This is a genomic window from Veillonella fallax, from assembly GCF_020687175.1.
GTDB lineage: Bacteria > Bacillota > Negativicutes > Veillonellales > Veillonellaceae > Veillonella > Veillonella fallax.
In genome coordinates this window covers 1-23,897 of sequence record NZ_JAJEQD010000011.1, presented here as the reverse complement: position 1 = coordinate 23,897, position 23,897 = coordinate 1, and the positions used below count along the sequence as shown (strand labels likewise).

The window sequence follows — 23,897 nt, the reverse complement described above, 5'->3', positions numbered from 1 at the left end:
ATCGTATAGTTTGTTTCCTATTTATAATCGCTGAAAGTAATAACTGAGAATTGAATAAATAGGTGTGAGTCACCAATAGGTGAGAATTGAGGTTTACTATGACACCCTATAAAGTATTTATTGTCGGTCATGAAGGCACAACAGGTTTAAGAATTCATGAACGGTTATCCGATAGAAAAGATATAGAGCTATTAGCTACAGCTGATGAGGATCGTAAAAATGTGGAGGCTATTAAAGAGGTAGCTAAAGGGGCAGATATTGTATTTCTCTGCTTGCCTGATGCGGCATCTAAAGAGATTATGGCTGCTATCGGTGAGCTACCTTGTAAGGTAATTGATACATCTACTGCGTTTAGAACTGCTGATGAATGGGCCTATGGTTTCCCAGAACTCGGTACTGATTATAAAAAGGCTATTGCCACAGAAAAACACATTGCAAATCCCGGTTGTCACGCGAGTGGCATGATTGCTTGCATTGCGCCCCTTATAAAAGCAAATCTTGTGCCAACAGATTATCCTTTCACCATTACATCCTTAACCGGCTATAGCGGTGGTGGTAAAAAAATGATTGGCCAATATGAAAGTAATCCAAAGGATTATTTCCTCTATGCACCGCGCCAATATGGTCTAAGTCAACAACATAAGCATTTGCCAGAAGTTCAACATGTATGTGGTCTTAGTGAAGCACCTATTTTTATGCCTATCGTTGATGACTACTATTCTGGCATGGAGGTGACGGTTGGTATTCATAGTCGCTTGTGTAGAAAACCAATCAGTATTGATAAAGTGCAACAGGTATTAGAAGACTTTTATAAAGATAGTACTATCATTACAGTGGTACCGTTTACTGACACTAGTAATACGGGTATGTTACATGCCAATCAGTTAAGCAATACGGATAGAATGAAAATTTATGTGACAGGTAATGATGAACGCATCATGGTTCATGCTATTTTTGATAATTTAGGTAAAGGTGCATCTGGTGCAGCCGTTCAATGCATGAATATTGCGTTAGGCTTGCCAGAAGAGACTGGATTAGCATTGGGGTAGAGGTAATACTATGAAGGATGTATCAAATGCAATGCGGGCGCAGATACTAACGGCGGCCGTTCCATATATAAAACAATATACAGATCAGTACGTAGTCGTTAAATACGGCGGCAATGCCATGATTGATGAAGAATTAAAAAAATCTGTTATGAAGGATTTGTTATTACTCCAATTAGTAGGCGTAAAGGTTGTTCTCGTTCATGGCGGTGGACCAGCTATTAATAGCACACTAGATGCCATGAAAATTGAATCGCATTTTGCAAATGGCTTGCGTGTCACTGATGAAGCGACAATGGATGTAGTACAAATGGTATTAGCCGGCAAGGTTAATAAAGGCCTTGTAGCAGATTTAACAGACCTTGGTGGTAAGGCTGTTGGTCTCTGTGGTGTGGATGGTAATATGATTCAAGTTCATAAACAAAATGATGAGCTTGGTTATGTAGGTTCTATCGATACGATTGATACAAGTATTATCGATGATGTTATCAGTAGAGGTTATATTCCTGTCATTTCTTCCATTGGTATGGGGGCTGATGGCAAGACATATAATATTAATGCTGATACGGTAGCCGCAAAAATTGCTGGTGCCCTCAAGGCAGAAACTATGGTGGCCATGACTAACATTGATGGTGTACTCAAAGATGTGCATGATCCAGAGTCTCTAATCTCAAAAATTACAATGGCAGAGGCAGAGCAATTAAAAGTGGATGGAATTATTGCAGGAGGCATGATTCCTAAAGTAGATTGCTGTTTAGAGGCCATCGAAGCAGGGGCACAGAAGGTATTCATCATCAACGGTGAAATTCCACATGCCATTCTTATCGAATTATTGACCGATGAAGGTCTTGGTACTATGTTTGTAGCTTAAAACAGTAGATGTAATGTTGGTAATCATCTGATTACCTTTCATATAGATAGACGGCGGCAAGGCCGTATGTGTGGAGGATATTATGAATAATACAATGGATTTTGAACAGCAAGATAAAGAATATATAGCCAATACGTATGGCCGGTTTAACGTATGTTTTGAAAAAGGTAAAGGTTCCCTCTTATGGGATGTAACTGGTAAAGAATACATCGATCTGGGATCTGGCATCGGTGTAACGGCTTTTGGTGTCGATGACGATGAATGGACAGAGGCCGTGACAAAACAATCTCATGCGTTGAACCATATTTCAAATTTATACTATTCTTTGCCACAAATTGAATTGGCAAAACAACTGTGCGCTAAAACAGGTATGAAGAAGGTATTCTTCTCTAACTCTGGTGCAGAGTCTAATGAATGTGCCATCAAAGCAGCTCGTAAATATAGCCATGATAAATACGGTGAAGGTCGTCATGTCATCGTCACCTTGGTTAATAGCTTCCATGGTCGTACTATTACTACCTTGTCTGCCACTGGCCAAGATGTATTCCATCAACATTTCTTCCCATTTACAGAAGGTTTTATTTATACACCTGCTAATGATATTGATGCGGCCTTAAAAGCACTTGATAATCCAGCAGTTTGTGCCATCATGATGGAACCTATTCAAGGTGAAGGTGGCGTTATGCCACTAGATAAAGAGTTCGTACAAGTAGTAACAAAATATGCTCATGAACACGATCAACTCGTGTTAATCGATGAAGTACAAACTGGTAATGGCCGTACTGGTAGTCTATACGCATACCAACAATTTGGCATTGAGCCAGATGTAGTATCTACTGCAAAAGGTTTAGCAGGTGGCCTTCCGATGGGGGCTACATTATTCAATGAAAAGATGCAATATGTGTTAAATGCAGGTGCTCATGCAACAACCTTTGGTGGCAATCCAATCTGTGCGGCAGCAGGCAATACTATCATTAGCCGGTTAACTCCTGAATTCCTTGATTCTGTAAAAGCAAAAGGGGAATACGTAAAATCTACATTAGCTGGTAAGCCTGGTGTTATTGGTGTTAGTGGTATGGGGCTTATGCTCGGCATTGAGACCACAGTTGATGCTAAAGCAGTCATTGCTAAATGTCTTGAAAAGGGCGTTGTATGCTTGTCTGCGAAAAATAAAGTACGTCTTTTACCAGCTCTTAATATTCCTCAAGACCAATTGGAAAAAGCGATTGCTATTGTAGCTGAAGCTATTGAAGAGTTAGCGGCAAAATAATTTTAAGGATAACTTTTATAAATATCATTTAAAATAGTTGCGTAACCGTGTAATTATTGAAATAAATCGATGAATATATAGACTTTAGTTCTCATTCGTGTTACCCTAGAAGAAACAGTCTATATTGGAGGAGTAAATATGAATACAGAATCCTTACGTAACGAAGTATTGGTTCCTGCTGTAGCAAAAACATTAGATATTGCTACAAAAGCAAAACCTACAAAAGAAGAACTTTTCACAACAGCAAAAATTACGGCTGCTGTGGCAGTTGCAACAGCTGTTGTATCCTTAGCGGTACAAGCAGTATTGCGCAACCGATAAGACATAAAGAAAACGACATGGCGTGGCCTGTCGTTTTCTTTTACTTTTACCCTGTTATTCCCCTTGATTAAGGGATTTTATAAGGAGGCGATACCATGCATAGTCGCGATTTAATTGAACAATATAAAGGCTACGTTCAAGATTGGCGTAGATATTTTCATAAACATCCAGAGCTCAGTAATGAAGAGTTTGAAACAACTAAGACACTGGCTAAAGAATTAGAATCTATGGGCGTAGAGGTTCATGTAGATACAGAGCGTGGCATCGGCTTAGTTGGTATCATCCACGGTGATAAACCTGGTAAAGCCATTGCTTTGCGCGCTGATATTGATGCATTGCCTGTTCACGAACATAATACAGTGGACTATAAATCAGAAACTGAAGGCAAAATGCACGCCTGTGGTCACGATGGTCATATGGCTATTTTGTTAGGCGCTGCCAAGATGTTAATGTCTATGAAAGATCGCATTGAAGGCGATATATATTTAGCCTTTCAACCTGCTGAAGAGACTGGGGCAGGGGCGCCAGATTTCATCAAATTTGGTGATTGGTATGATAAGATAGATGCCATTTTTGGTGGCCATGTATGGATCGACTTACCAGCAGGACTCATATCTGTAGAAGAAGGTCCTCGTATGGCTGCAAGTAGTCAGATCACTATTAATGTAAAAGGCAAACAAGGCCATGGTGCACAGCCACATCAAGCGATTGATGCCATTGTAGTAGCTAGTGCTATCGTCATGAACTTGCAAACCGTAGTGTCTCGTAATATTAGTGCCTTAGATTCTCTTGTACTCACTATTGGTAACATTCACTCTGGATCTGAATGGAATGTTATCCCTGGTGAAGCTAAAATGGGGGGCACTATTCGATTCTTTGACCCAGACCAAGAAGAGTACTATGTTGAATCTATACGACGCGTAGTAGAACATACTGCTGAAGCCTATGGAGCAACTGCTACATTAGAATATGTAAAAAAAGTACCGCCTACTATTAATGATCCTGCATCTAGCGAATTGGCGGAACGTGTCGTTATTGATACATTAGGTAAAGACAAGCTTTCTAAAATGCGTAAAGTAATGCCAGGGGAAGATTTTGCATGGTATTTACAAGATAAACCAGGATGCTTTGCTTTTATTGGGATTCAAAATCCTGAAATCGAGGCTGCCTACGATCATCATAATAATAGATTTAATATGGATGATACCGTACTATCTGCTGCATCAGCGGTATATGCTGAATATGCTATTGCATGGTTGAAAGAACATAAATAAAAACTATTTAATTATATAAGTAATAATCTATGTACTAATCCGTCTAATAGATTAGATATTTGTATGTTTAATGATAAAATCAATTAGATATTTCTATCTTAAAAGCACTGTTATCTTAAGGATAATAGTGCTTTTTCATTGTATCTTTATTTATCTTTTATGCATGATATAGGTATAATATAGGTATAAGTTGGATGTGATGCAAGTATGATACAAGTATTATATAAGTATAATTCAAGTGTAGTGCTTGTGATATAATCCTCTGTAAGTCTAATACATTCTCTATGAGAGGTACTTATGAATATAGTTATATGTCTCATCATAATTGCTATTACAGGCTTTTTATTGATGAAGCGCTACCAGCCACAACCTATTTTGATTGGCTTAGGAATTCTTATGATGTTCATCGCTTATGAGGCGAGCTGGATTGATGCCATATTAGTTGGTGACCAATCCACAGGAGTTCTCATATTTGATGCAATGGATATCGTAAGAATAACTACATCAAATAACATAGTCAATCTGGGCCTCATGATTATGACCTGTGCAGGTTATGCAAAATATATGGAGCATATTGGGGCAGGGACGAGATTGGCACATACATTTATACGTCCTTTATATCGTTTAAATCGCCCATATATTGTACTGGCCCTTATGTTTCTACTCAATATGGGATTATCCATTTGTGTACCTAATCCATTGAGCCTTGCACTCCTTATGATGGTCACTATGTATCCTGTGTTACTTCGATTAGGTGTAAGCCCTGTAGGGGCGGCAGCGGTTATTGCTACGGGACATCTCATGGATGTGGGGCCAGGTGCAGTATCTACCTTACTTATTGCAAAGACCTTGAATATGCCCGTGCCAAACTATTTTGTAGGCTACCAGTTGCGTCTTTATTTCTTAGTCGCCATTATGACTGCTATAGCACACTTTTTCTGGCAGAAATATCGTGACCGGGTGGAGGAACCTAAGGCTATAGATGCTTGTGAAAGTATTCCAGAGGCGCCAATAGGTCCTAAGCCGTATATGATATTCCCATTATTGCCATTGTGTTTTATTTTAGGCTTTAGTCAATATGGCTTTCCTGGGGTGAAGATGAATGTTACCCTTGCTATGATGCTTGCCTTTGGTATAGCTTTATTAGCTGAATTAATTCGTCATCGAAATCTGAGGACAGTACTTAAGAGTACAACTATTTTCTTTGAAGGTATGGGGAACCAGTTCTCTTATGCAGTGACACTTATTATAGGGGGACAAATCTTTGCACAAGGACTAGTGAGTTTAGGTCTTATTGAATCCTTGCTTGGGGCACTTCAAACATTATCTCTTAACTCCATAGGACTTACCTCTGTGCTAGGGGGCGGTATGTTAGGCCTTAGCATGGTAACAGGTAGCAATGTAGCGCCATTATTTACTTTGGTTCCACTAGTACCTAATATCGTAGCTCATCTAGGCCTTGATCCGATTACTACTATGCTTGGTATGCAAAACGGTGCAAGCCTAGGCTTATTCCTTAGCCCAATCAGCCCTGTAATGGTCGGTGTAGCAGGCGTGGCCCATATTAAATCAGTAGACTTACTTAAACGAACTTCTGTACCTGTTCTTGTGGCATTACTTACAAGTTGTGTGGGGATATGTCTCCTTTACTAACTGTCATCTAAAAGACTAATTAGTTATATTTAACCAGATATACTATATATCGCTTTTTAAGTTTAGTTTAAAATTAGAAAACCCTCTTTACATGTATCATAAAGAGAGTTATTATATTCCAAGATTAAATCATATGTAATTAAAATGGTTTCCTGCAATGATGCAAGTTTTAGCGCTTTGCGGATAAAAAGGGCCTTTCTTCGCCGGACGGTTCTAGAAGCCAGAAAGGATGTAATGAGCAATCAAGTTTCTATTTCAACAGCAAATATTCGTGGTGCCTTTGGGGGATTCTTTATCCCAGGTATGTATACAGCTTTATGGGCTGGCTTTGTGCCATATTTAAAAGCAAAGCTTAGTATCGGTGAAGATGTATTGGGCTCTATGATTTTAGTGCTCGGTGTAGGCTCTTGTTTGTCCATGGCCATAGCTGGTAAGCTAGTAGAGACCTTTGGATGCAAGAAAGTCGTTTTACTAGCTAGCTTTATTGGCATGTTATCTCTTGCGGTTGTTACCATGTGTTCTACAATTGCTACGACCACAGCTGCTTTATTCTTCTTTGGTATTGGCGTCGGCTTAAGTGGTGCGTCTGCCAATTTACAAGCTATCTTGACAGAAAAGGTGAGTAAGAAACACTTAATGGGTGCCTATCATGGTGGGTGGAGCTTAGGTGGTTTTGCCGGTGCTGGTGTTTTATTGGTGCTTTTGAAAATATTATCCTTACCTGTTAATGAAAGTATTTGGGGACTTCTCATCGTATTATTTGTTGCCATGGTTGTGATTAGCCAATTTATGTTGACCTTTGGTAGTGATCCAAATGCAAAGGTTGTTAAAAAATCCAAAAGCCCATTATCTTTCCATCCCATTGCTATTATCTTTGGTCTCTTGTCCTTTGTATCCTACTTAGTTGAAGGTGCCGTAGGGGACTGGAGTGCATTATACCTGTTCGAAGATAAAGGTATCGTTATTGAAGAGGCCGTTATGGGTGTTATGCTCTTTAATGGTACTATGTGTATCGGCCGTTTGCTAGGGAATACAATTGGTAAACATTTAACCTCTAAACAAGTTGTAATTGGTGGTTATTTGTTAGGCGCTATTGCAATGGGCCTTATTGTATTCCTACCAGGTTATGGCTCCATGTATACATACTTATTACTTGGTATTTCCTTAGCTATGGTAGTACCAAACTTGTTCTCTGCCATGGGGGAACAAAATGTAATTCCTATGACACAAGCTGTGGCAACATCTACCATGCTTGGCTATATGGGGATTTTAATGGGACCAGCATTGATTGGTTTCATTGCTCATGGCACAAGTCTTACAGTAGCATTTATCGTATTGACTATATTACTTGTAGTAAGTGCAGGTACTGGTAAATACGCTTATATGTTAATGGACAAATCAAAAGAAGCTGAAGCTTAAATAATAGCCCCAAAGACGGTATGTCTTTGGGGCTAATTTTATGAAATATGACAATATTATTACGAATATGTTGTAAATCACATTGATTACATACAAAAAAGCCACAGGATAGGACCTGTGGCTTTTACATGTAATATTGTATTAACGGTCACCGTTGAAGATGGAGTTTTTAACAAGTACATAGTCTACTTTGCGAATTGCTTGTAGAGTAGTACCACCAGCGTAAGAAATAGCAGATTGCAAATCTTGTTCCATTTCAACTAATGTATCAAAGATAGAACCTTTGGAGTCGATGAAGATTTTTTTGCCTTCTACGTTTTTGCGTTCACCTTTTTGGAATTCAGAAGCAGAACCAAAGTATTCTTTTACTGCTTTGCCGTCAACGATTTTTTCTTCCCCTGGAGATTCTTCATGACCAGCGAATAGGGAACCAATCATAACCATAGTAGCACCAAAGCGAATGGATTTAGCGATGTCGCCATGATCGCGGATACCACCGTCAGCAATGATAGGTTTAGTAGCTGCTTTTGCGCACCAGCGAACGGCAGCCAATTGCCAACCACCTGTACCGAAGCCAGTTTTTAATTTAGTGATACAAACTTTACCAGGACCGATACCAACTTTAGTTGCATCTGCACCAGCATTTTCAAGTTCACGAACTGCTTCTGGTGTACCTACGTTACCAGCGATAACGAAAGTTCCAGGCAAGTTCTTTTTGATGTATTGAATCATATCGATTACTGCGTTGGAGTGACCATGTGCAATATCGATTGTAATGTATTCAGGTGTTAAGTTTGCTTTTTTGAATTCATCAACTAAAGCAAATTCCTCTGGTTTTACACCAATGGAAATAGAAGAATATAAATTAAGGTCGTGCATGCGTTTAACAAAATCCATACGACGTTCTGGTTGAAAACGATGCATGATATAGAAATAACCTTCACGAGCTAATTTTTCTGCCAATTCTTCGTCGATAATGGTTTGCATATTTGCAGGAACTACTGGCAAGCGGAATGTGCGATTACCTAATTTAACATGTGTATCACATTCGCTACGGCTAGTTACGATACATTTATTAGGAATTAATTGCACGTCTTCATAATCAAAGATGTTCGTTGTATTAATCATATTTTCTATATCTCCTTCGAGTATTACAAATTGAACCTGTACCATTATACAAGAGACGCGTAAAATTTTCAATACGTTCCGAATATTTTGTTTGGACTCAGAAACGAACTGTAGTACAATACAAGTAGATTATGCAAGTTATATACATTAATATATATGGTAAAGGGAGGTTGATTGACATGGATCAGTCCAAAACTCGCATGCTTGCAGAAGCAGGTGTGGCGATTGCAATTGCTCAAGTGTTATCGTTTATTACGATTTTTCATATGCCTCAAGGAGGCTCTATTAAGGCTGCAGCTTTAGTGCCGCTCATGATTTATGCCTATCGTTGGGGTGGTGCACGAGGAATTTTTGCTGGCGTCGTATATGGTATCTTACATTTTATTTTAGGCTTTAAATCATCTGTACACTATTTAAGTATTATATTGGATTATCTAGTTGCTTATGGTGCTATAGGTGTATGTGGTTACTTCAAAGATTCTATTTCTGGACTCATTACTGGTTCTATTGTTGGTATTGCATTGCGCTGGATCGCCACTGTTGTGAGCGGTGCCGTTGTGTTCGCTAGCTATGCACCTCAAGGTCAAAATCCATGGATTTACTCCATGATTTATAATGCCTCTTATATGGTGCCAGATGGGATTTTAAATATTGTTGTTTTACTATTCATCTACCAAGGTGTTAAACGAGGTTTAGGACGTCGTGGATAAATTAGGTTTAATTATTTTGGCTGGTGGTTTGAGTTCTCGCATGGGGCAACCTAAGGCATTATTGCCTTGGGTTAATGGTGAAAGCCTCATATCTCATGCACTTCGTAAGGGATTAGAAGCGGATGTGGATGATATTATCATTTCCATTGGTGATGATGATCAGTTAGGACATGCCATTCAGACTCATATTATTGATACGTTATCGAACGATGAGAAGAATAAAGTTTCTATTGTTCGGGATTCTATTGAGCGATGTGGTCCTCTAGGGGGACTTTATAGTGCTCTAGCTGTTGGAATGAGTCCTGCCTATGCGGTGATGGCTGTAGATATGCCATTTATGCCTATGGATTTATATTATGATTGGTTATATCAAGTGAATCATAACAATTGGAATGCCATAGTTCCTACTGGTTCTAGAGGTAAGCCAGAACCTATGGCAGGAATTTATAGACCTCATATTGTATCATTACTTCCATCTATTCTAGCCGGTAAAGACGTATCGTTGCAGCATGCCCTTGATACGATTGGTCATGTTGAATCTATTGATGCCAGTGATTATGATTGGGAGCTAAGTAATGTAAATCATTATGATGATTATCAATGGGCTCGTGCATTAGCAGAAAATGAGTTTCGTCGAGTTCCAGTTATAAGTGTAGTAGCATCAAAACGTAAAACTGGTAAGACTACGGTAGTAACCCGCCTTGTATCTGAGTTACAACGAGCTGGGTTTTCTATAGGTGTTGTAAAGAGTGATAAACACGGCTTTCAAATGGATCATGAAGGAACTGATACAGACCTTTCTTATAAAGCTGGTGCTGATGCGGTGGCTATTGCAGGCCCTAATGAAACAGCGATTCGTATACGCACTAAAGAACAATCAAATCTGTATGAAATATCACAGTTTATGCCTGTCGATATAGTTATACTAGAAACAAGGTCCCAAGGTATTGCCCCTATTATAGAGGTTACCCAAGAGGGACATACGGAAGAGCTGATCTCGGATGCAACGGACCGAGTAGCTACAATTGAAATTAGCAAGTTAGACCAAGACATACCTCAATTGGTACGTCATATACAGGAAATGATGAGGAGTTTACATGGCCGTCGTTACTGTTGAGGAGGCCCTTCGATTATGGGATGAGGCCTTACAAACGAAAATTCATAAAGTAGAAACCATTGATGTTAAGACTGCTAAGGGATACGTGTTGGCAGAGGATATCGTTGCGCCCACAGATGTACCGGCCTTTTCAAAATCAGCGATGGATGGGTATACCATTGCCTTTTCCGCGGATTGTAATGAGTATATTGTTGACGGTGTTATAGGCGCCGGCGTTGTATGGGAACAACCTGTTGCACTAGGTCATGCAGTACGTATTATGACGGGCGCACCTATACCGGATACATGTGATACTGTTATCATGCAAGAACAGGTAGTTGGCTCCGGAGAACCGGGTACAACAATCACAATTCAAGGTAAATACAAATGTGGCGATCATATCATCCCTCAAGGTGAGGAATGTAGTGCTGGCACTATTGTGATTCCTCGTGGAACAGAGGTAACCTCTACGGTACAAACTGTTTTGACTGGTCTGGGGTTGACTGAGATTGCTGTCAATGCAATGCCTCGCGTGTTAGTCCTTACCTCTGGCCATGAGGTGATTGAACCTGGTGAAAGCTTAACAGCTGGTAAAATTTATAACTCTAATAGAGCTATGATTTGTGGACTCTTGGAGGATTTAGGCTTTCATAAGATTACGCACTATCATGTCAGTGATGCTCCAGAGGAATTAGAGTCTGAAATTAATCATGTGTTACAGCTCAGTGAAGATGCCGATATTATCATTAGCTCTGGCGGTGTATCAGTAGGGCTGTTTGATACAATGCCTCTTATTTATGAAAAACTAGGAGCTAAATCCATTTATGAGCGCATTCAAATGCGTCCAGGTGCTGCATCCTATGGTGCAGTGACGCCGAAAGGTCAAATCATCTTTGGCCTATCTGGTAATCCAGGGGCAGCTTTTAATGGATGGCATCTAATCGTAGCGCCAACATTGAAACGATATAAAGGCTTGGTAAACTGGACCACACCAGTAGTAGCCTGCGTAATGGATTCAGAAATCTTTAAACGTAATGCTTTTGATCGGTATGTACAAGGTAAAGTCATCTTCGGTGGAGGTGTTCCACGCTTTGTGGCTAACCGCCATTTTAATAGTAGCAGTATGTTAGGACTCTATACTGTTAACGCATTAGCGTGTATTCCGCGTGGTATACATGAGGTGCGCCCTGGTGATACCTTTAATGTATATCTGCTAGGACTGCTACCTGCTGTATAGGTCTTTATATAATATGTATTTATGTCATCTAAAATTCTGTTGACCGTAGTTAAATAAATATATGATAATAAAAGCATCCCTTGGAGTATTAAGGGATGCTTTTTGTATGTGGAGCAATAGGGCATAATGGACTATTTTGACTATTCATATAAACATAACTACATAGAGTTTAGCAGTAACATATATAGGGTTAGTACATATCATTACAACTGGCATGCAGAAACAGAGATTTTTATCTTGTTAAAAGGTAGTGTTGAGATGAGTTGCAATGGTGAGATTTTTACGTTGAAACCTCTTGATGTTGTGATTATCTCTCCTCAAGTAGGGCATGCAACATTAGCCCTTGAAGAGGATGCTATAGCCTTTGTTATTCATGTAGGTAACGAATTTTACCAACAGTATGATCCGGATTTTGGGACATACCAATTTGTTTTGCGGTCAGATGATAGTACGCGTCATAATGAATTCTTTACAACCTTACGCCACCATGCTGCTATGACAATGTTATTGATAATTAAGGGTGAAAGCCCAGTACATCGAATGTGGATAGAACATCATTACTTAGCTTTGGCCGGTGATGTATTTAGAGAGTTTGATCCTATAAAAAGGGTTCACGAAAATGCTAGACCTGGCGATATAAAACCGGCATCTTTTGATAATATGATTGCCTATATTGATGAGCATTATGAGCAGAAAATAGAGTTAGAAGATATTGCAAAAATTGGTGGCTATAATGTTGCCTATACATCACAGTTTTTTAAACGACAAATGGGGATTTCATTTGTTGAGTATGTATTGCGGTTGAGAATCCGTGATGCTACTGTGCGATTAGCTAGTACGGATGAGGCTGTTGCAAGAATTGCAAGCGATTGTGGCTTTGCCGATGTGAAAGCTTTTAATGTGGCTTTTAAAAAGCATTTTAATATGACCCCTACAGAATATCGTAAACAAGTAAAAGGGATTGGCCGTAAAACTATCTTACAAGATTGGAAAGAAATTATTTCTGTAGACAACCAAGATGTACTTGATGTGTTGCATTCATTCTTGTCCTATGAAGATGATTCACGAGCTAAGAGCGAATTGGAATTTATGAGCCAAAAATTGGAAGCTTTGAAAGAAAAGTTAGCCGATGTAGTAAAGGATTTATAAAGGTATTTTGTTATATCTTCATGGTAACTAGATTATTATAGTAACTAATTCTTATAATAGCTAATTCTTATAGTAACTCTATTCACATGATAACCGTTTTGCGGCAAATTATTTTTGATGAATTTATGACATATATAGAAAGATTAGAATTGGGTAATTTTCTATATTATGAAAACCTATAAAGTTATAAATAAAGCACTACTGGTGATAAGTAGTGCTTTTTTATATGTGTTTTCTGGGTGAATTTATATATCAATACACTCTAAAAATATAGTAAATCGAGAGAAATCTATATCTTTTTGTTGATTTTACTATAAAAATTACCTTTTAATTTGGATAGTTATATTCTCCAAACTGAGTAGAATATACTTCATCAGGAGTAAAAAAATTAGTAAGTTATAATTTTGGAGGATATATGAATCAAGTTAAATTTATGGAAAACGTAGGTAAAGTTGCAACTGTTACTGCTGTAGCTATGTATGTATCTTACTTCCCACAAATCATGCATAACCTAGCTCATCCAGGTACTGGCGATTGGATCCAACCACTTGTAGCTGCGATCAACTGTACATTATGGGTAGCGTATGGTTTGTTCAAAGAACATAGAGATATTCCAGTAGCATTAGCCAATGCACCAGGTATCTTCTTTGGTTTGGCAGCAGCTATTACAGCGGTTATGTAATTTAAAGAGTAGAAACATAAAACTATAATTTATTGACATGTAAAATAAGATTACTGTTGACCGTTGTTAATTATATATATCATAATGAATGCATCTCTTAGATTTATAAGAGGTGCATTTTTTATGTAAATAATTGAGAGGTATTTGTTTGATTTTATGAGGGGTGTTACGTTGTTATGGATTACTTTCACTATACATACAAACACAATCATATAGATTTCAATAGTGATATATATAAGGTTAGTACCTATCACTATAACTGGCACAGTGGCGTAGAAATCCTAATCTTACTAAAGGGCAGAATCGACATGAGTTGTAATAGTGAGGTTTTTACAATGGAACCTCTTGATACGATTATTATTTCTCCTCAAGTTGGTCATGCTACATTGGCCTTAGAGGAGGATACAACGGCTCTCGTTATTCATGTAAGTAAGGAGTTTTTCCAATATTTTGATCCTAACTTCGGCATGTACCAATTTGTATTGCGTTCAGATAAAACTAATCGGGATAATAAATTCTTTACGTCCTTACGTCATCGTGCCGCACAAATGATGTTATTAATGGTAAATGGTGAAGGTACTGATCGTCAATTATGCTTGGAGAGTCACTTTTTAGCTATGACGAGTGATATATATCGTGAAATTGATGCGGTTAAGACTATCCCTGTACATACAAAGCCTGCTGATATGACTGTAGCTACCTTTGATAAAATGATTACCTATATTGATGAAAACTATAAGCAGAAGATCGAGTTAGAAGATATTGCTAAAATAGGCGGTTATAATGTGAACTATACATCTCAGTTCTTTAAACGCCAATTAGGAGTTTCCTTTTTAGAGTATTTGTTACGGTTGAGATTACGAGAGGCTACAGTTCGTTTAGCTAACTCTGAGGATGGGGTAGCTCATATTGCAAGTAGCTGTGGTTTCGCAGATATTAAAGCCTTTAATGTAGCTTTCAAGAAACATTTCCATACAACACCATCTGAATATAGAAAGCAAGCAAAAGAGATGGGGCGTAAGACAAAGCTACATGATTGGAAGGAAATTATCTCTACTCAGGAAAAGGATATTATAGATATATTGCAAACCTATTTACCATATCAAGATGCCTCTATCAATAAGGATAGATTGGAAGAGGCTAATCAAAAGTTACAGGATGTTAGAGAAGAACTTGAGATGGTTGTAAAAAAATTACAATCATAATTTTCATTGTTATAATTCCTTGTAATTGCTTATAATTTTATGATTTTGAAAATTAAAATTAGGGGGATATACAATCATTAGGTATAGGTGATTTTGTATATTTGATAAGCATATAAAAATAAATGATGAAAGAGCACTACCTTTTGATAAGTAGTGCTCTTTTTGATATTTCTGAATAGGTGTAATTGTATATTTTACATAGGTAAAAATATAATCATATAGGTGATTTTGTATGAAATTAGCGTGCTTTCACAAGCAAAAATCAACTTATAAATTGGATAGTTATATCCTGTAAAAAGAGTACAATGAAATCATCGAAAGGAGCTAAGGTTCCGAAACATAAATAATCACGTCTTAAATAATGAAGTCTTTTTGGAGGTTTGCGATGAGTACGAAGGAACAACAAGTACAAGAAATGACTAATAAGATAGCTAATTTCATTTCTTATATGGCAAAGGTATTGCCTGATGATGTACAAGAAAAAATTCATGAATTGGCACAAGATGAAAAAAATCCTATGGCCAAATCTATTTATGAGACAATGCAACATAATATGGATTTAGCAGCTCAGCTTAATCGTCCTTCTTGTCAAGATACTGGTGTATTACAATTCTGGGTAAAGGTTGGATCTAATTATCCCTTACTAGGAGAATTAGAAGATATCCTAAGAGAAGCAACCTATAAGGCTACACAAGAAGCTCCATTGCGATTGAACTGTGTAGAAACTTTTGATGAGTTTAATACTGGTAAAAATATTGGCCTCACTGCACCTTATATTCACTGGGATATCATTCCTGGTCGCGATGATGTAGAAATCTTCCCTTACATGGCTGGTGGCGGGTGCTCCTTGCCAGGGTCCGGTAAAACATTGATGCCAGGCGAAGGTTATGAAGGTGTTGCTAAATTTGTTCTTGATTTGATGACAAGCTATGGCTTAAATGCATGTCCTCCACTATTGGTAGGTGTAGGGATTGCTACAACTATTGATACAGCTGCTGGATTATCTAAAAAGGCATTAATGCGCCCTGTATCTTCAAAAGCACCTAATGAAAAAGCGGCTTATATGGAACAATTGTTAGAAGATGGCATTAATAAGATTGGTATTGGACCTCAAGGTATGGGTGGGGATAAAACTGTATTAGGTGTTAACATTGAACATGGAACACGTCATCCATCTGTTATTTCTTGTGCTGTTAGTGTAGGTTGTTGGAATCATCGTCGCGGCGATCTCGTATTTGATAAGGATGGTAATTGCACAGTTAAATCTCATAAAGGAGTGACATTATAATGGCTAAGAAAATATTAACTACACCAATTCAAAAATCTGATTTAGAAGGCATTAAGCCAGGCGATGTAATTTATTTGACTGGGCATATTACAACTAGTCGTGATATGGGGCATCGTCGTGTGGTAGAAGAAGGTAAAACTTTACCGGTTGATGTTAAAGATGGGGCTATACTTCATGCAGGTCCAATTATTCGAACTATAAGCGATAATGAATTTGAAGTAGTATCTGTAGGTCCTACTACATCTATGCGAATGGAAAAATTCGAATATGACTTTGTTAAAAAGACTGGTGTACGTCTCATTGTAGGTAAAGGTGGCATGGGTCCTGAAACAGCCCGTGCATGTAAAGACTTTGGCGCACTACACTGTGTATTCCCTGCAGGCAATGCAGTTCTTGCTGCTACAGAAGTCGAAAAAGTAGAATCTGCTAATTGGCGTGAATTAGGTATGTGTGAGACTTTGTGGACTTTTAAGGTTAAAGAATTTGGTCCACTTATCGTATCCATTGATGCAGAAGGTAATAACTACTTTGAAAATAAAAAAGTAGAATACAATGCGAAAAAAGAAGAGGTGTTAGAAGAAATCTATAAACATGTAGGCTTCATTAAATAATTGCATTGTGACATGTAACTAAATAGGAGGATTATACGGATTTTGTACAATCCTCCTTTTTTTGTACCCTTTTTTAGGTAGATTACACGTATTAGGAGGTATATATGGATACGAGTGTAATGATAACTCTTGGCTCCTTGGCATATGCTACACCAATTGGTATGCCTGCCAATACTATGGTATACAATATAGCTGGCTATAGCTTCATGGATTATGTGAAAGCTGGTTTGCCACTTATCGTTGTATTTAGTATCGTAGCACTTATTTTACTTCCAATCCTATTCCCATTCTAATAAGATAAGTATTTGGTATATATTGAAAGCCCTGATGTACATTTACATCAGGGCCTTTTCTTGGTTATGTATATATAGTGTTTGTTTTGCTATATATTAGATAGATTACTAAATTTGTTAGACATAAGTATTAGACATTAGAGAAACTTTCACATATAATAGAGTAATGTAAGTGTACAAATATACATTCACAGTAGACATATTTTGCAAAACGTATATGTCTATCTAATAGTTATTATATAGGTTTATGTGGCCATAGCGCCGAGGAGGCTTTATGTTAAGCGATATTGAGATTGCCCAACAGAATAAAATGGAAAAAATTCAGGTTATTGCCGATAAATGCGGATTAACACCTGATGATATTGAACAATATGGTCATTATAAAGCGAAGATTTCTTTTGATGCCATTCGTCGCTTAGAAGCTAAGCCAGATGGTAAATTGGTGCTTGTTACGGCTATTACACCGACACCAGCTGGGGAAGGTAAGTCTACAACGAGCATTGGTCTCGTACAAGGCCTACAAAAAATCGGTAAAAATGCCATTGCTACCTTGCGTGAACCATCCTTGGGCCCTGTATTTGGTATCAAAGGTGGTGCTGCAGGGGGCGGTTATGCTCAAGTAGTACCAATGGATGATATCAATCTTCACTTTACAGGGGATATGCATGCCATTACAGCAGCCAATAACTTGTTGTCCGCTATGATCGATAATCACATCCATCAAGGTAATGAGTTACAAATTGATTTACGTCAATTATCTTGGACACGCGTTCTAGATATGAATGACCGCGCACTTCGCAACGTAACCGTAGCACTTGGTGGTAAAGTATGTGGTTTCCCTCGCGAAGATCACTTCATGATTACTGTTGCTTCTGAAATTATGGCTATTCTTTGCTTAGCTAAAGATCTAGAAGATTTGAAAGAACGTTTTGGTCGTATTGTAATTGGTTGCAATTTAGCAGGTGAGCCTGTGTATGTACATCAACTTGGTTGCCAAGGTGCGATGGCCCTTCTTATGAAAGATGCTATTAAACCAAATCTCGTACAAACATTAGAGCATACGCCAGCCATCGTTCACGGTGGTCCATTTGCAAACATTGCTCATGGTTGTAACTCCATCGTAGCTACAAAATTAGGCCTTAAATTAGGTGATATTGTAGTTACAGAAGCTGGCTTCGGTGCTGATTTAGGTGCTGAAAAGTTCCTCGACATTAAATGTCGCTACGGCGATATTTTCCCAGATACAATCGTTATCGTAGCTACATTACGAGCTCTTAAAATGCATGGTGGTGTACCAAAACAAGAGCTTAATACAGAAAATGTTGAGGCTGTTACAAAAGGCTTTAGCAACTTGCAAAAAGCCATTGAAAACATGCGTTACTTTAACGTACCTGTACTAGTAGCCATAAATAAATTTGCTACCGATACAGATGCGGAAATCGCTGAGTTAACTCGCTTGTGTAATGAATTCGGCGTGCCTGTTGAGCTTAATGAATGTTGGGAAAAGGGCGGCGAAGGCGGCATCGATATGGCTAAAAAGGTCGTTGAATTGCTAGAAGGTCCAAAACCAACACCTAAATTCGTATATGATGTAGAAGATAGCTTAGAAGAAAAGGTAAATAAGATCGTTACTACGATTTATGGTGGTGATGGTGTTATCTTTACGGATAAAGCTAAAAAGCAAATTAAACAATTAGCGGATTGGGGTCTCGATCGTTTGCCTGTATGTATGGCGAAAACACAATACTCCTTGTCTGATAATCCTGCGTTGCTCGGTGCACCAAAGGGCTTTACTATCACTGTATCCGATATTCGCGTTGCCAATGGGGCCGGCTTTATCGTATGCCGTACAGGAGATGTAATGGTTATGCCAGGTCTTCCTAAACGCCCAGCAGCTCTCAATATGGATATAGAAGCAGATGGTACGATTAAAGGCTTATTCTAATAGTAAATACTTATAGTTAGCCTTTCTAAAACGGATTAACCTTTACGCCTAATTTTAATTAGAGTTATAGCGTTTATTGTTTTAACCGTTACAGTTTTATAGTAATTATAAGGAGATAACAAGGTTCCTCTTGTTATCTCCTTTACATGAGGTATAGATATGAAATTAGTAGAACAAAAAGTGAGTGACTTTGTAGCCGCTACTGCATCTAAAGAACCTACACCTGGAGGTGGTGCCATTGCGGCTTTAACAGCTGCAACGGGTGCTGCATTAGCTGAAATGGTGGCAAACTTAACCTTTGGGAAAAAAGGATACGAAGAGGTTCAATCTGAAATGAAAGACCTTCAAAGTAAAGCAGAAGCTATTCGTAATCGCATGCTTGAATTATCCCAAGCTGATGCGGATGTATTTAACATCTTTATGAACGCATTAGGTTTGCCAAAGAATACTGATGAAGAAAAGGCTACGCGCAGTGCAGCCATTCAGCAAGCTTATAAAGATGCGGCTATGGTGCCCTTTGAAATCGGTGAATTAGCGTATCAAATCTTTGATTTGGCGGATATGGCATCTCGCAAGGGCAATCAAAACCTCATTACAGATGGTATTATTGCTGCTATTAATGCCCGTGCTGCCGTAAAGGCGGCATTCTTAAATGTGCGTATTAATTTATCTGGTATTAAAGACGAAGCCTTTGTAACTGATATAACTACAAAAATGAATGCTATTGAAAAAGATCTCGATGAGAAAGAGGCGGCCATTATAGGTTTATATGCATAACTAGCTCAAAATAGCAATTTAAAATAATAGCTTGAAATAACTTGATAGATATCTGGATATATTAATTAATAAAACCTGAACAATTTCGAATGATTTATAATTTTGAGAGTATAATGTTCGGAAAAAATAAAAAAGAGAACTTATTATTGCTTTTGAAAATAATAGGTTCTCTTTTTTCTATTGTTAAAATCCGAACGATAGTGTAAAATAAATGGGTGTTATTTCGAGGTTTGATGTAGGAGACATTATGACAGATCAAAAACAAATGAATACGGTCGATAGTATGTTGCCAATACCACAGCTCTTTGCCTTTGGTTTACAGCACGTATTGGCCATGTATGCAGGTGCCGTTGCCGTACCTATTATCGTGGCACAGGCCATGCACTTACCTGTGGAAGATTTGATTCGCTTAATTACAGCGGACTTATTTACTTGCGGTGTTGCCACATTAATCCAGACATTAGGTTTTGGTAATATTGGTGGACGTATTCCAATGATCCAAGGGGTTACCTTTGCATCTGTAGGCCCTATGGCCATGATTGGTGCCCAACATGGTATGACTGCTATTTACGGCGCCATTATCATAGCCGGTTTATTTACATTCTTGATAGCGCCATTCTTTAGTCGTCTTATTCGACTATTCCCTCCTGTAGTTACAGGTACAATTATTACCATTATCGGTATTAACTTGATGCCAGTTGCCATTAATTGGATGGGCGGTGGTGTAGGAAATCCACAATTTGGTAGTTTTACTAATATTGGACTAGGGTTCCTTACATTCTTAATCGTCGTATTTGTTTATAAATTTGCAAAAGGTTTCTTCAGTAATCTTTCTGTTCTAATCGGTTTGATTGCAGGTACAGCTATTGCTTTTGCAATGGGCGTTACCAACTTTGACGAAGTTGGTCGTTCCAGTTGGATTGCAGTTATTGAACCTTTCTATTTCGGTTTACCAACCTTTGATTGGGCTTCTGTGCTTTCCATGATTATCGTAATGCTTGTTGTTATGGTTGAAACAACTGGTGATAGTATTGCTATTGGTGAAATCGTAGATAAGCCAATTGGTCGTAAAGAATTGGCATCAATCATTCGTGCTGATGGGGTATCTACTGTTATCGGTGGTATTCTTAATAGCTTCCCATATACAGCATTTGCTCAAAACGTTGGTCTTATTGCTGTAACAGGTGTTAAGAGCCGCTTTGTAGTTGCTGCATCTGGTGTGATTTTGATTTTATTAGGCTTATTTCCTAAATTAGCGGCCATCGTAGCTAGTATTCCAAATGCTGTATTAGGTGGTGCTGGTATTGCTATGTTCGGTATGATTGTTGCCAGTGGTATTCGTTCTTTAGGCAAGGTTAGCTTTGAAGGCAATCATAATTTAATGCTTGTAGCAATTAGTGTTGGTGTGGCTATGATTCCTATTGCAGCGCCAAACTTTTATGCTAATTTCCCTGCTTGGGCACAAATTATTTTAAAATCTGGTATTACCTTTGGTAGTATTATGGCAATTTTGCTTAACTTACTACTTAATGGTGTTAATCGTGGTGATGAAATTAAAGAAATGGGTCGCCGATAAGATGTATTATATGAGAACTCTGTTCCTTGGAGCAGAGTTCTTTTTTAGTGATTAAATTCACAGGAAATTTGTATGAATACTATGCTATAATAAATAGATAATTGTAGAATAATTTTGTGGTGCTTTCAGTAAGATGAGAATCATAAAACTAGTTGCAATTACATGTTGAATTAAAGTTATGTATATATGGTATGTTCCCATAAGAAGGGAAGGGTTACATGGCAGACGGAAAAATTATTGCTATCTCTATTAGTGAGAAAAAAGGGCAAAAGAAACATAATATTGAATCCGCTAATCTTATTGTAGATCACGGTATGGAAGGTGATGCGCATGCAGGCAATTGGCATCGTCAAATCAGCTTGCTTGGCATTGCAAGTATAGACCATATGCGCGCTCAAGGGGCGGATGTTAAACCTGGTGATTTTGCAGAAAATATCACTGTTGAAGGTATGGTACTTTACGAATTAGCCGTAGGTACACAATTACAAATTGGTAGTGATGTAATTCTTGAAATCACTCAAATTGGTAAGGAATGTCATCATGGTTGTGAAATCATGAAACAAGTAGGATCTTGTATCATGCCTACACAAGGCATCTTTGGCAAAGTCCTTAAAAATGGTACGATTCACGTAGGTGATGAAGTATCTATTATTAAATAACTCTGTATTATAAACGAGGTGTGTTATGAAAGACGCATGGGGCCGTACAATTGAATATGTACGTCTGTCATTGACAGATGCGTGTAATTTTTGTTGTCCCTATTGCCGACCTGCTGAAATTACACCTCAAAGTCAAACACAATTATTATCAGTTGATGAATGGATGACTATTTTAGGTGCCTTCCATCGTATCGGCGTGAAAGCAGTGCGCTTAACTGGTGGCGAGCCATTGTTGTATCCTCATATTGAAGAGCTGTTAACCCGTATTAAGGATACTGGTTGGTTTGAAGATATATCTATGACTACGAATGGTAGCCTACTTGCATCTCGAGCACAACGATTGAAAAAACTTGGATTGAACCGAGTGAATATTAGTCTCGATTCTCTTGAAAGTGATGCCTTTGCTACTTGTGTAGGTAAAGAAGGTCAGCTAGATTCTGTGCTAGATGGTATTCGTAGTGCTATTAGTGCAAACTTTAAATCTGTGAAGATTAATACTGTATTATCTCGTCATTGGTCTGATGAAGAAGTCAAATCTTTGTTACAGTATGTAGAAAAATGGCCTGTTATATGGCGATTTATAGAATACATGCCATTCCAAGGTGATGCATTCCATGGACCGACCTTTGATGAGTGGCGAGCTCAATTGGAACGTGTAAGTGGGGGGCCTCTTACAGAGGTTCACTCTGTGTATGGTTTTGGTCCTGCTACGTATTTAGCGTTGCCAAGTGGAAAGGCTGTAGGCTTCATCTTTTCTATGTCTCATAGCTACTGTGATACATGTAATCGCGTACGTCTTACATCAGATGGGCAAATGCGTTTATGCTTGTTGCGTGATGATGAGGCTGATCTTGTATCTCTTGTGCGCAATGGGGCCACAGAGGAAGACTTAGCTTTGCATATTGAACGTGCGTTGCAACGAAAGCAAGAACGTCATGATGGCGTAGGTATGGAACAACCAGAACGTCCTATGTGGCGCATTGGAGGATAATATGGGATTTTTTGATTTTCTAAAACCAAGATTAAAGGAACATATTGAAGAATGTTGGCCTGGTGGCAAGATGCTTCAAGTCCATATCGAATACGATACACAATCTGCTGTCATTACCTACAAGGGGCGTTATGGATTGCAATTTAATGTGCCAAAGGCAGATGTGACAGATATTATCGTCAAAGAAGTAAGCCGTACGCATAGCGTTCTTCAACTGTATAGTGGTGCTGACTGTGTAGGAACTAGTGATATACTCCCTACAGAGGCTTGTAATACGATGAAGGATTGGCTAAGGCAATATTGATGTATATGTTTTATAGGAATGTAATAAATATTCTTTACATTCCTATAAAATAGGCATATAATTAGTCGTGTCATGGACCACTAGCTCAGCTGGCAGAGCACCTGACTCTTAATCAGGGTGTCCAGGGTTCGAACCCCTGGTGGTCCACCAAATAAACCCGCACAGTAGTGCGGGTTTTCTTATTATTGTCTTTAGACTGGTTCGCGACGTAGTCGCGAATCATTAAACCACCCGCTATGTGGGTGCGGCAACGAAAGTTATACAAAAAAATCACCTTGCTTAAGTATAATGTAGGTGTTCAAGCCGCATTATATGCAAAAGAAAGGTGATTTTATATGGCAACAAAGACACAGAGCCTTGCGCACACAAAATGGTTATGCAAATACCACATA

Annotated in this window: 23 protein-coding genes and 1 tRNA gene; 23 read left to right on the top strand and 1 reads right to left on the bottom strand. The window is 38.3% G+C overall.

Going from position 1 to position 23,897, the window contains the following annotated elements; translation table 11 throughout:
* Window positions 1-98: 98 nt before the first annotated feature.
* The 7 genes from argC to LKD20_RS06315 all read left to right on the top strand — a co-directional run bounded on the left by argC (window position 99) and on the right by LKD20_RS06315 (window position 7,854).
* Window positions 99-1,049 carry an N-acetyl-gamma-glutamyl-phosphate reductase gene (argC, locus tag LKD20_RS06345; RefSeq protein WP_227721212.1) on the top strand — a complete coding sequence of 317 codons (951 nt, stop codon included), beginning with the start codon at window positions 99-101 and terminating at the stop codon, window positions 1,047-1,049.
* Between the two features lie 10 nt (window positions 1,050-1,059).
* Window positions 1,060-1,917, top strand: a complete 858-nt coding sequence (gene argB / locus LKD20_RS06340; protein WP_227721211.1) for an acetylglutamate kinase — start codon at window positions 1,060-1,062, stop codon at window positions 1,915-1,917.
* 82 nt (window positions 1,918-1,999) lie between these two features.
* Entirely contained in the window at window positions 2,000-3,187 is a 1,188-nt protein-coding gene (locus tag LKD20_RS06335; protein WP_227721210.1) for an aspartate aminotransferase family protein, read from the top strand.
* A gap of 138 nt (window positions 3,188-3,325) precedes the next feature.
* Window positions 3,326-3,508: a hypothetical protein gene (locus LKD20_RS06330; RefSeq protein WP_005385822.1), complete on the top strand. Its 183-nt coding sequence runs from the start codon at window positions 3,326-3,328 to the stop codon at window positions 3,506-3,508.
* Window positions 3,509-3,603: 95 nt separating this feature from the next.
* Complete coding sequence (locus tag LKD20_RS06325; protein WP_227721209.1) at window positions 3,604-4,782, top strand: M20 metallopeptidase family protein; 1,179 nt, start codon at window positions 3,604-3,606, stop codon at window positions 4,780-4,782.
* Window positions 4,783-5,079: 297 nt separating this feature from the next.
* The gene (gene dcuC, locus LKD20_RS06320; protein ID WP_227721208.1) at window positions 5,080-6,435 is read left to right on the top strand and encodes a C4-dicarboxylate transporter DcuC; all 1,356 of its coding nucleotides are present in this window, start codon (window positions 5,080-5,082) and stop codon (window positions 6,433-6,435) included.
* A gap of 234 nt (window positions 6,436-6,669) precedes the next feature.
* Window positions 6,670-7,854, top strand: a complete 1,185-nt coding sequence (locus LKD20_RS06315) for an MFS transporter (protein ID WP_227721207.1) — start codon at window positions 6,670-6,672, stop codon at window positions 7,852-7,854.
* Between the two features lie 141 nt (window positions 7,855-7,995).
* Here the strand turns inward: LKD20_RS06315 and LKD20_RS06310 are convergent, their stop codons facing one another.
* Window positions 7,996-8,982 carry a GMP reductase gene (locus tag LKD20_RS06310; protein ID WP_039969037.1) on the bottom strand — a complete coding sequence of 329 codons (987 nt, stop codon included), beginning with the start codon at window positions 8,980-8,982 and terminating at the stop codon, window positions 7,996-7,998.
* Window positions 8,983-9,161: 179 nt separating this feature from the next.
* On the opposite strand from LKD20_RS06310, the gene thiT reads away from it, so the two are divergent.
* The 16 genes from thiT to LKD20_RS06230 all read left to right on the top strand — a co-directional run bounded on the left by thiT (window position 9,162) and on the right by LKD20_RS06230 (window position 23,655).
* Window positions 9,162-9,692 carry an energy-coupled thiamine transporter ThiT gene (thiT, locus tag LKD20_RS06305; RefSeq protein ID WP_024066595.1) on the top strand — a complete coding sequence of 177 codons (531 nt, stop codon included), beginning with the start codon at window positions 9,162-9,164 and terminating at the stop codon, window positions 9,690-9,692.
* Entirely contained in the window at window positions 9,685-10,809 is a 1,125-nt protein-coding gene (locus LKD20_RS06300; RefSeq protein ID WP_227721206.1) for a molybdopterin-guanine dinucleotide biosynthesis protein MobB, read from the top strand. Before thiT ends, LKD20_RS06300 begins: the two co-directional genes overlap by 8 nt.
* Entirely contained in the window at window positions 10,790-12,025 is a 1,236-nt protein-coding gene (locus LKD20_RS06295) for a molybdopterin molybdotransferase MoeA (protein ID WP_227721205.1), read from the top strand. The genes LKD20_RS06300 and LKD20_RS06295 overlap by 20 nt, the downstream gene beginning before the upstream one ends.
* A gap of 126 nt (window positions 12,026-12,151) precedes the next feature.
* The gene (locus LKD20_RS06290; protein ID WP_227721204.1) at window positions 12,152-13,174 is read left to right on the top strand and encodes an AraC family transcriptional regulator; all 1,023 of its coding nucleotides are present in this window, start codon (window positions 12,152-12,154) and stop codon (window positions 13,172-13,174) included.
* Between the two features lie 415 nt (window positions 13,175-13,589).
* Complete coding sequence (locus LKD20_RS06285; RefSeq protein WP_004698672.1) at window positions 13,590-13,856, top strand: SemiSWEET family transporter; 267 nt, start codon at window positions 13,590-13,592, stop codon at window positions 13,854-13,856.
* 176 nt (window positions 13,857-14,032) lie between these two features.
* Window positions 14,033-15,061, top strand: coding sequence for an AraC family transcriptional regulator (locus tag LKD20_RS06280; protein ID WP_005385842.1), 1,029 nt, complete (start codon window positions 14,033-14,035; stop codon window positions 15,059-15,061).
* 385 nt (window positions 15,062-15,446) lie between these two features.
* Window positions 15,447-16,349, top strand: coding sequence for a L(+)-tartrate dehydratase subunit alpha (ttdA, locus tag LKD20_RS06275; protein WP_021148394.1), 903 nt, complete (start codon window positions 15,447-15,449; stop codon window positions 16,347-16,349).
* Window positions 16,349-16,960: a L(+)-tartrate dehydratase subunit beta gene (gene ttdB / locus LKD20_RS06270; RefSeq protein WP_005385844.1), complete on the top strand. Its 612-nt coding sequence runs from the start codon at window positions 16,349-16,351 to the stop codon at window positions 16,958-16,960. Before ttdA ends, ttdB begins: the two co-directional genes overlap by 1 nt.
* A 104-nt stretch (window positions 16,961-17,064) precedes the next feature.
* A complete protein-coding gene (locus LKD20_RS06265) occupies window positions 17,065-17,253 on the top strand; it encodes a hypothetical protein (protein WP_005385854.1) in 189 nt (62 codons plus the stop codon).
* 274 nt (window positions 17,254-17,527) lie between these two features.
* Window positions 17,528-19,198, top strand: a complete 1,671-nt coding sequence (locus LKD20_RS06260) for a formate--tetrahydrofolate ligase (RefSeq protein ID WP_227721203.1) — start codon at window positions 17,528-17,530, stop codon at window positions 19,196-19,198.
* A gap of 159 nt (window positions 19,199-19,357) precedes the next feature.
* Window positions 19,358-19,975, top strand: a complete 618-nt coding sequence (locus LKD20_RS06255) for a cyclodeaminase/cyclohydrolase family protein (protein WP_005385857.1) — start codon at window positions 19,358-19,360, stop codon at window positions 19,973-19,975.
* Window positions 19,976-20,222: 247 nt separating this feature from the next.
* Entirely contained in the window at window positions 20,223-21,551 is a 1,329-nt protein-coding gene (locus LKD20_RS06250) for a nucleobase:cation symporter-2 family protein (protein WP_039969044.1), read from the top strand.
* Window positions 21,552-21,769: 218 nt separating this feature from the next.
* Window positions 21,770-22,210, top strand: coding sequence for an MOSC domain-containing protein (locus LKD20_RS06245; RefSeq protein ID WP_227721202.1), 441 nt, complete (start codon window positions 21,770-21,772; stop codon window positions 22,208-22,210).
* Window positions 22,211-22,235: 25 nt separating this feature from the next.
* Window positions 22,236-23,201, top strand: coding sequence for a GTP 3',8-cyclase MoaA (gene moaA, locus LKD20_RS06240; protein WP_119209113.1), 966 nt, complete (start codon window positions 22,236-22,238; stop codon window positions 23,199-23,201).
* Between the two features lies 1 nt (window position 23,202).
* Window positions 23,203-23,505, top strand: coding sequence for a hypothetical protein (locus LKD20_RS06235; RefSeq protein WP_227721201.1), 303 nt, complete (start codon window positions 23,203-23,205; stop codon window positions 23,503-23,505).
* A 74-nt stretch (window positions 23,506-23,579) separates the two neighbouring features.
* Window positions 23,580-23,655: transfer RNA gene (locus LKD20_RS06230), tRNA-Lys, on the top strand.
* The last annotated feature ends 242 nt before the right edge of the window (window positions 23,656-23,897 follow it).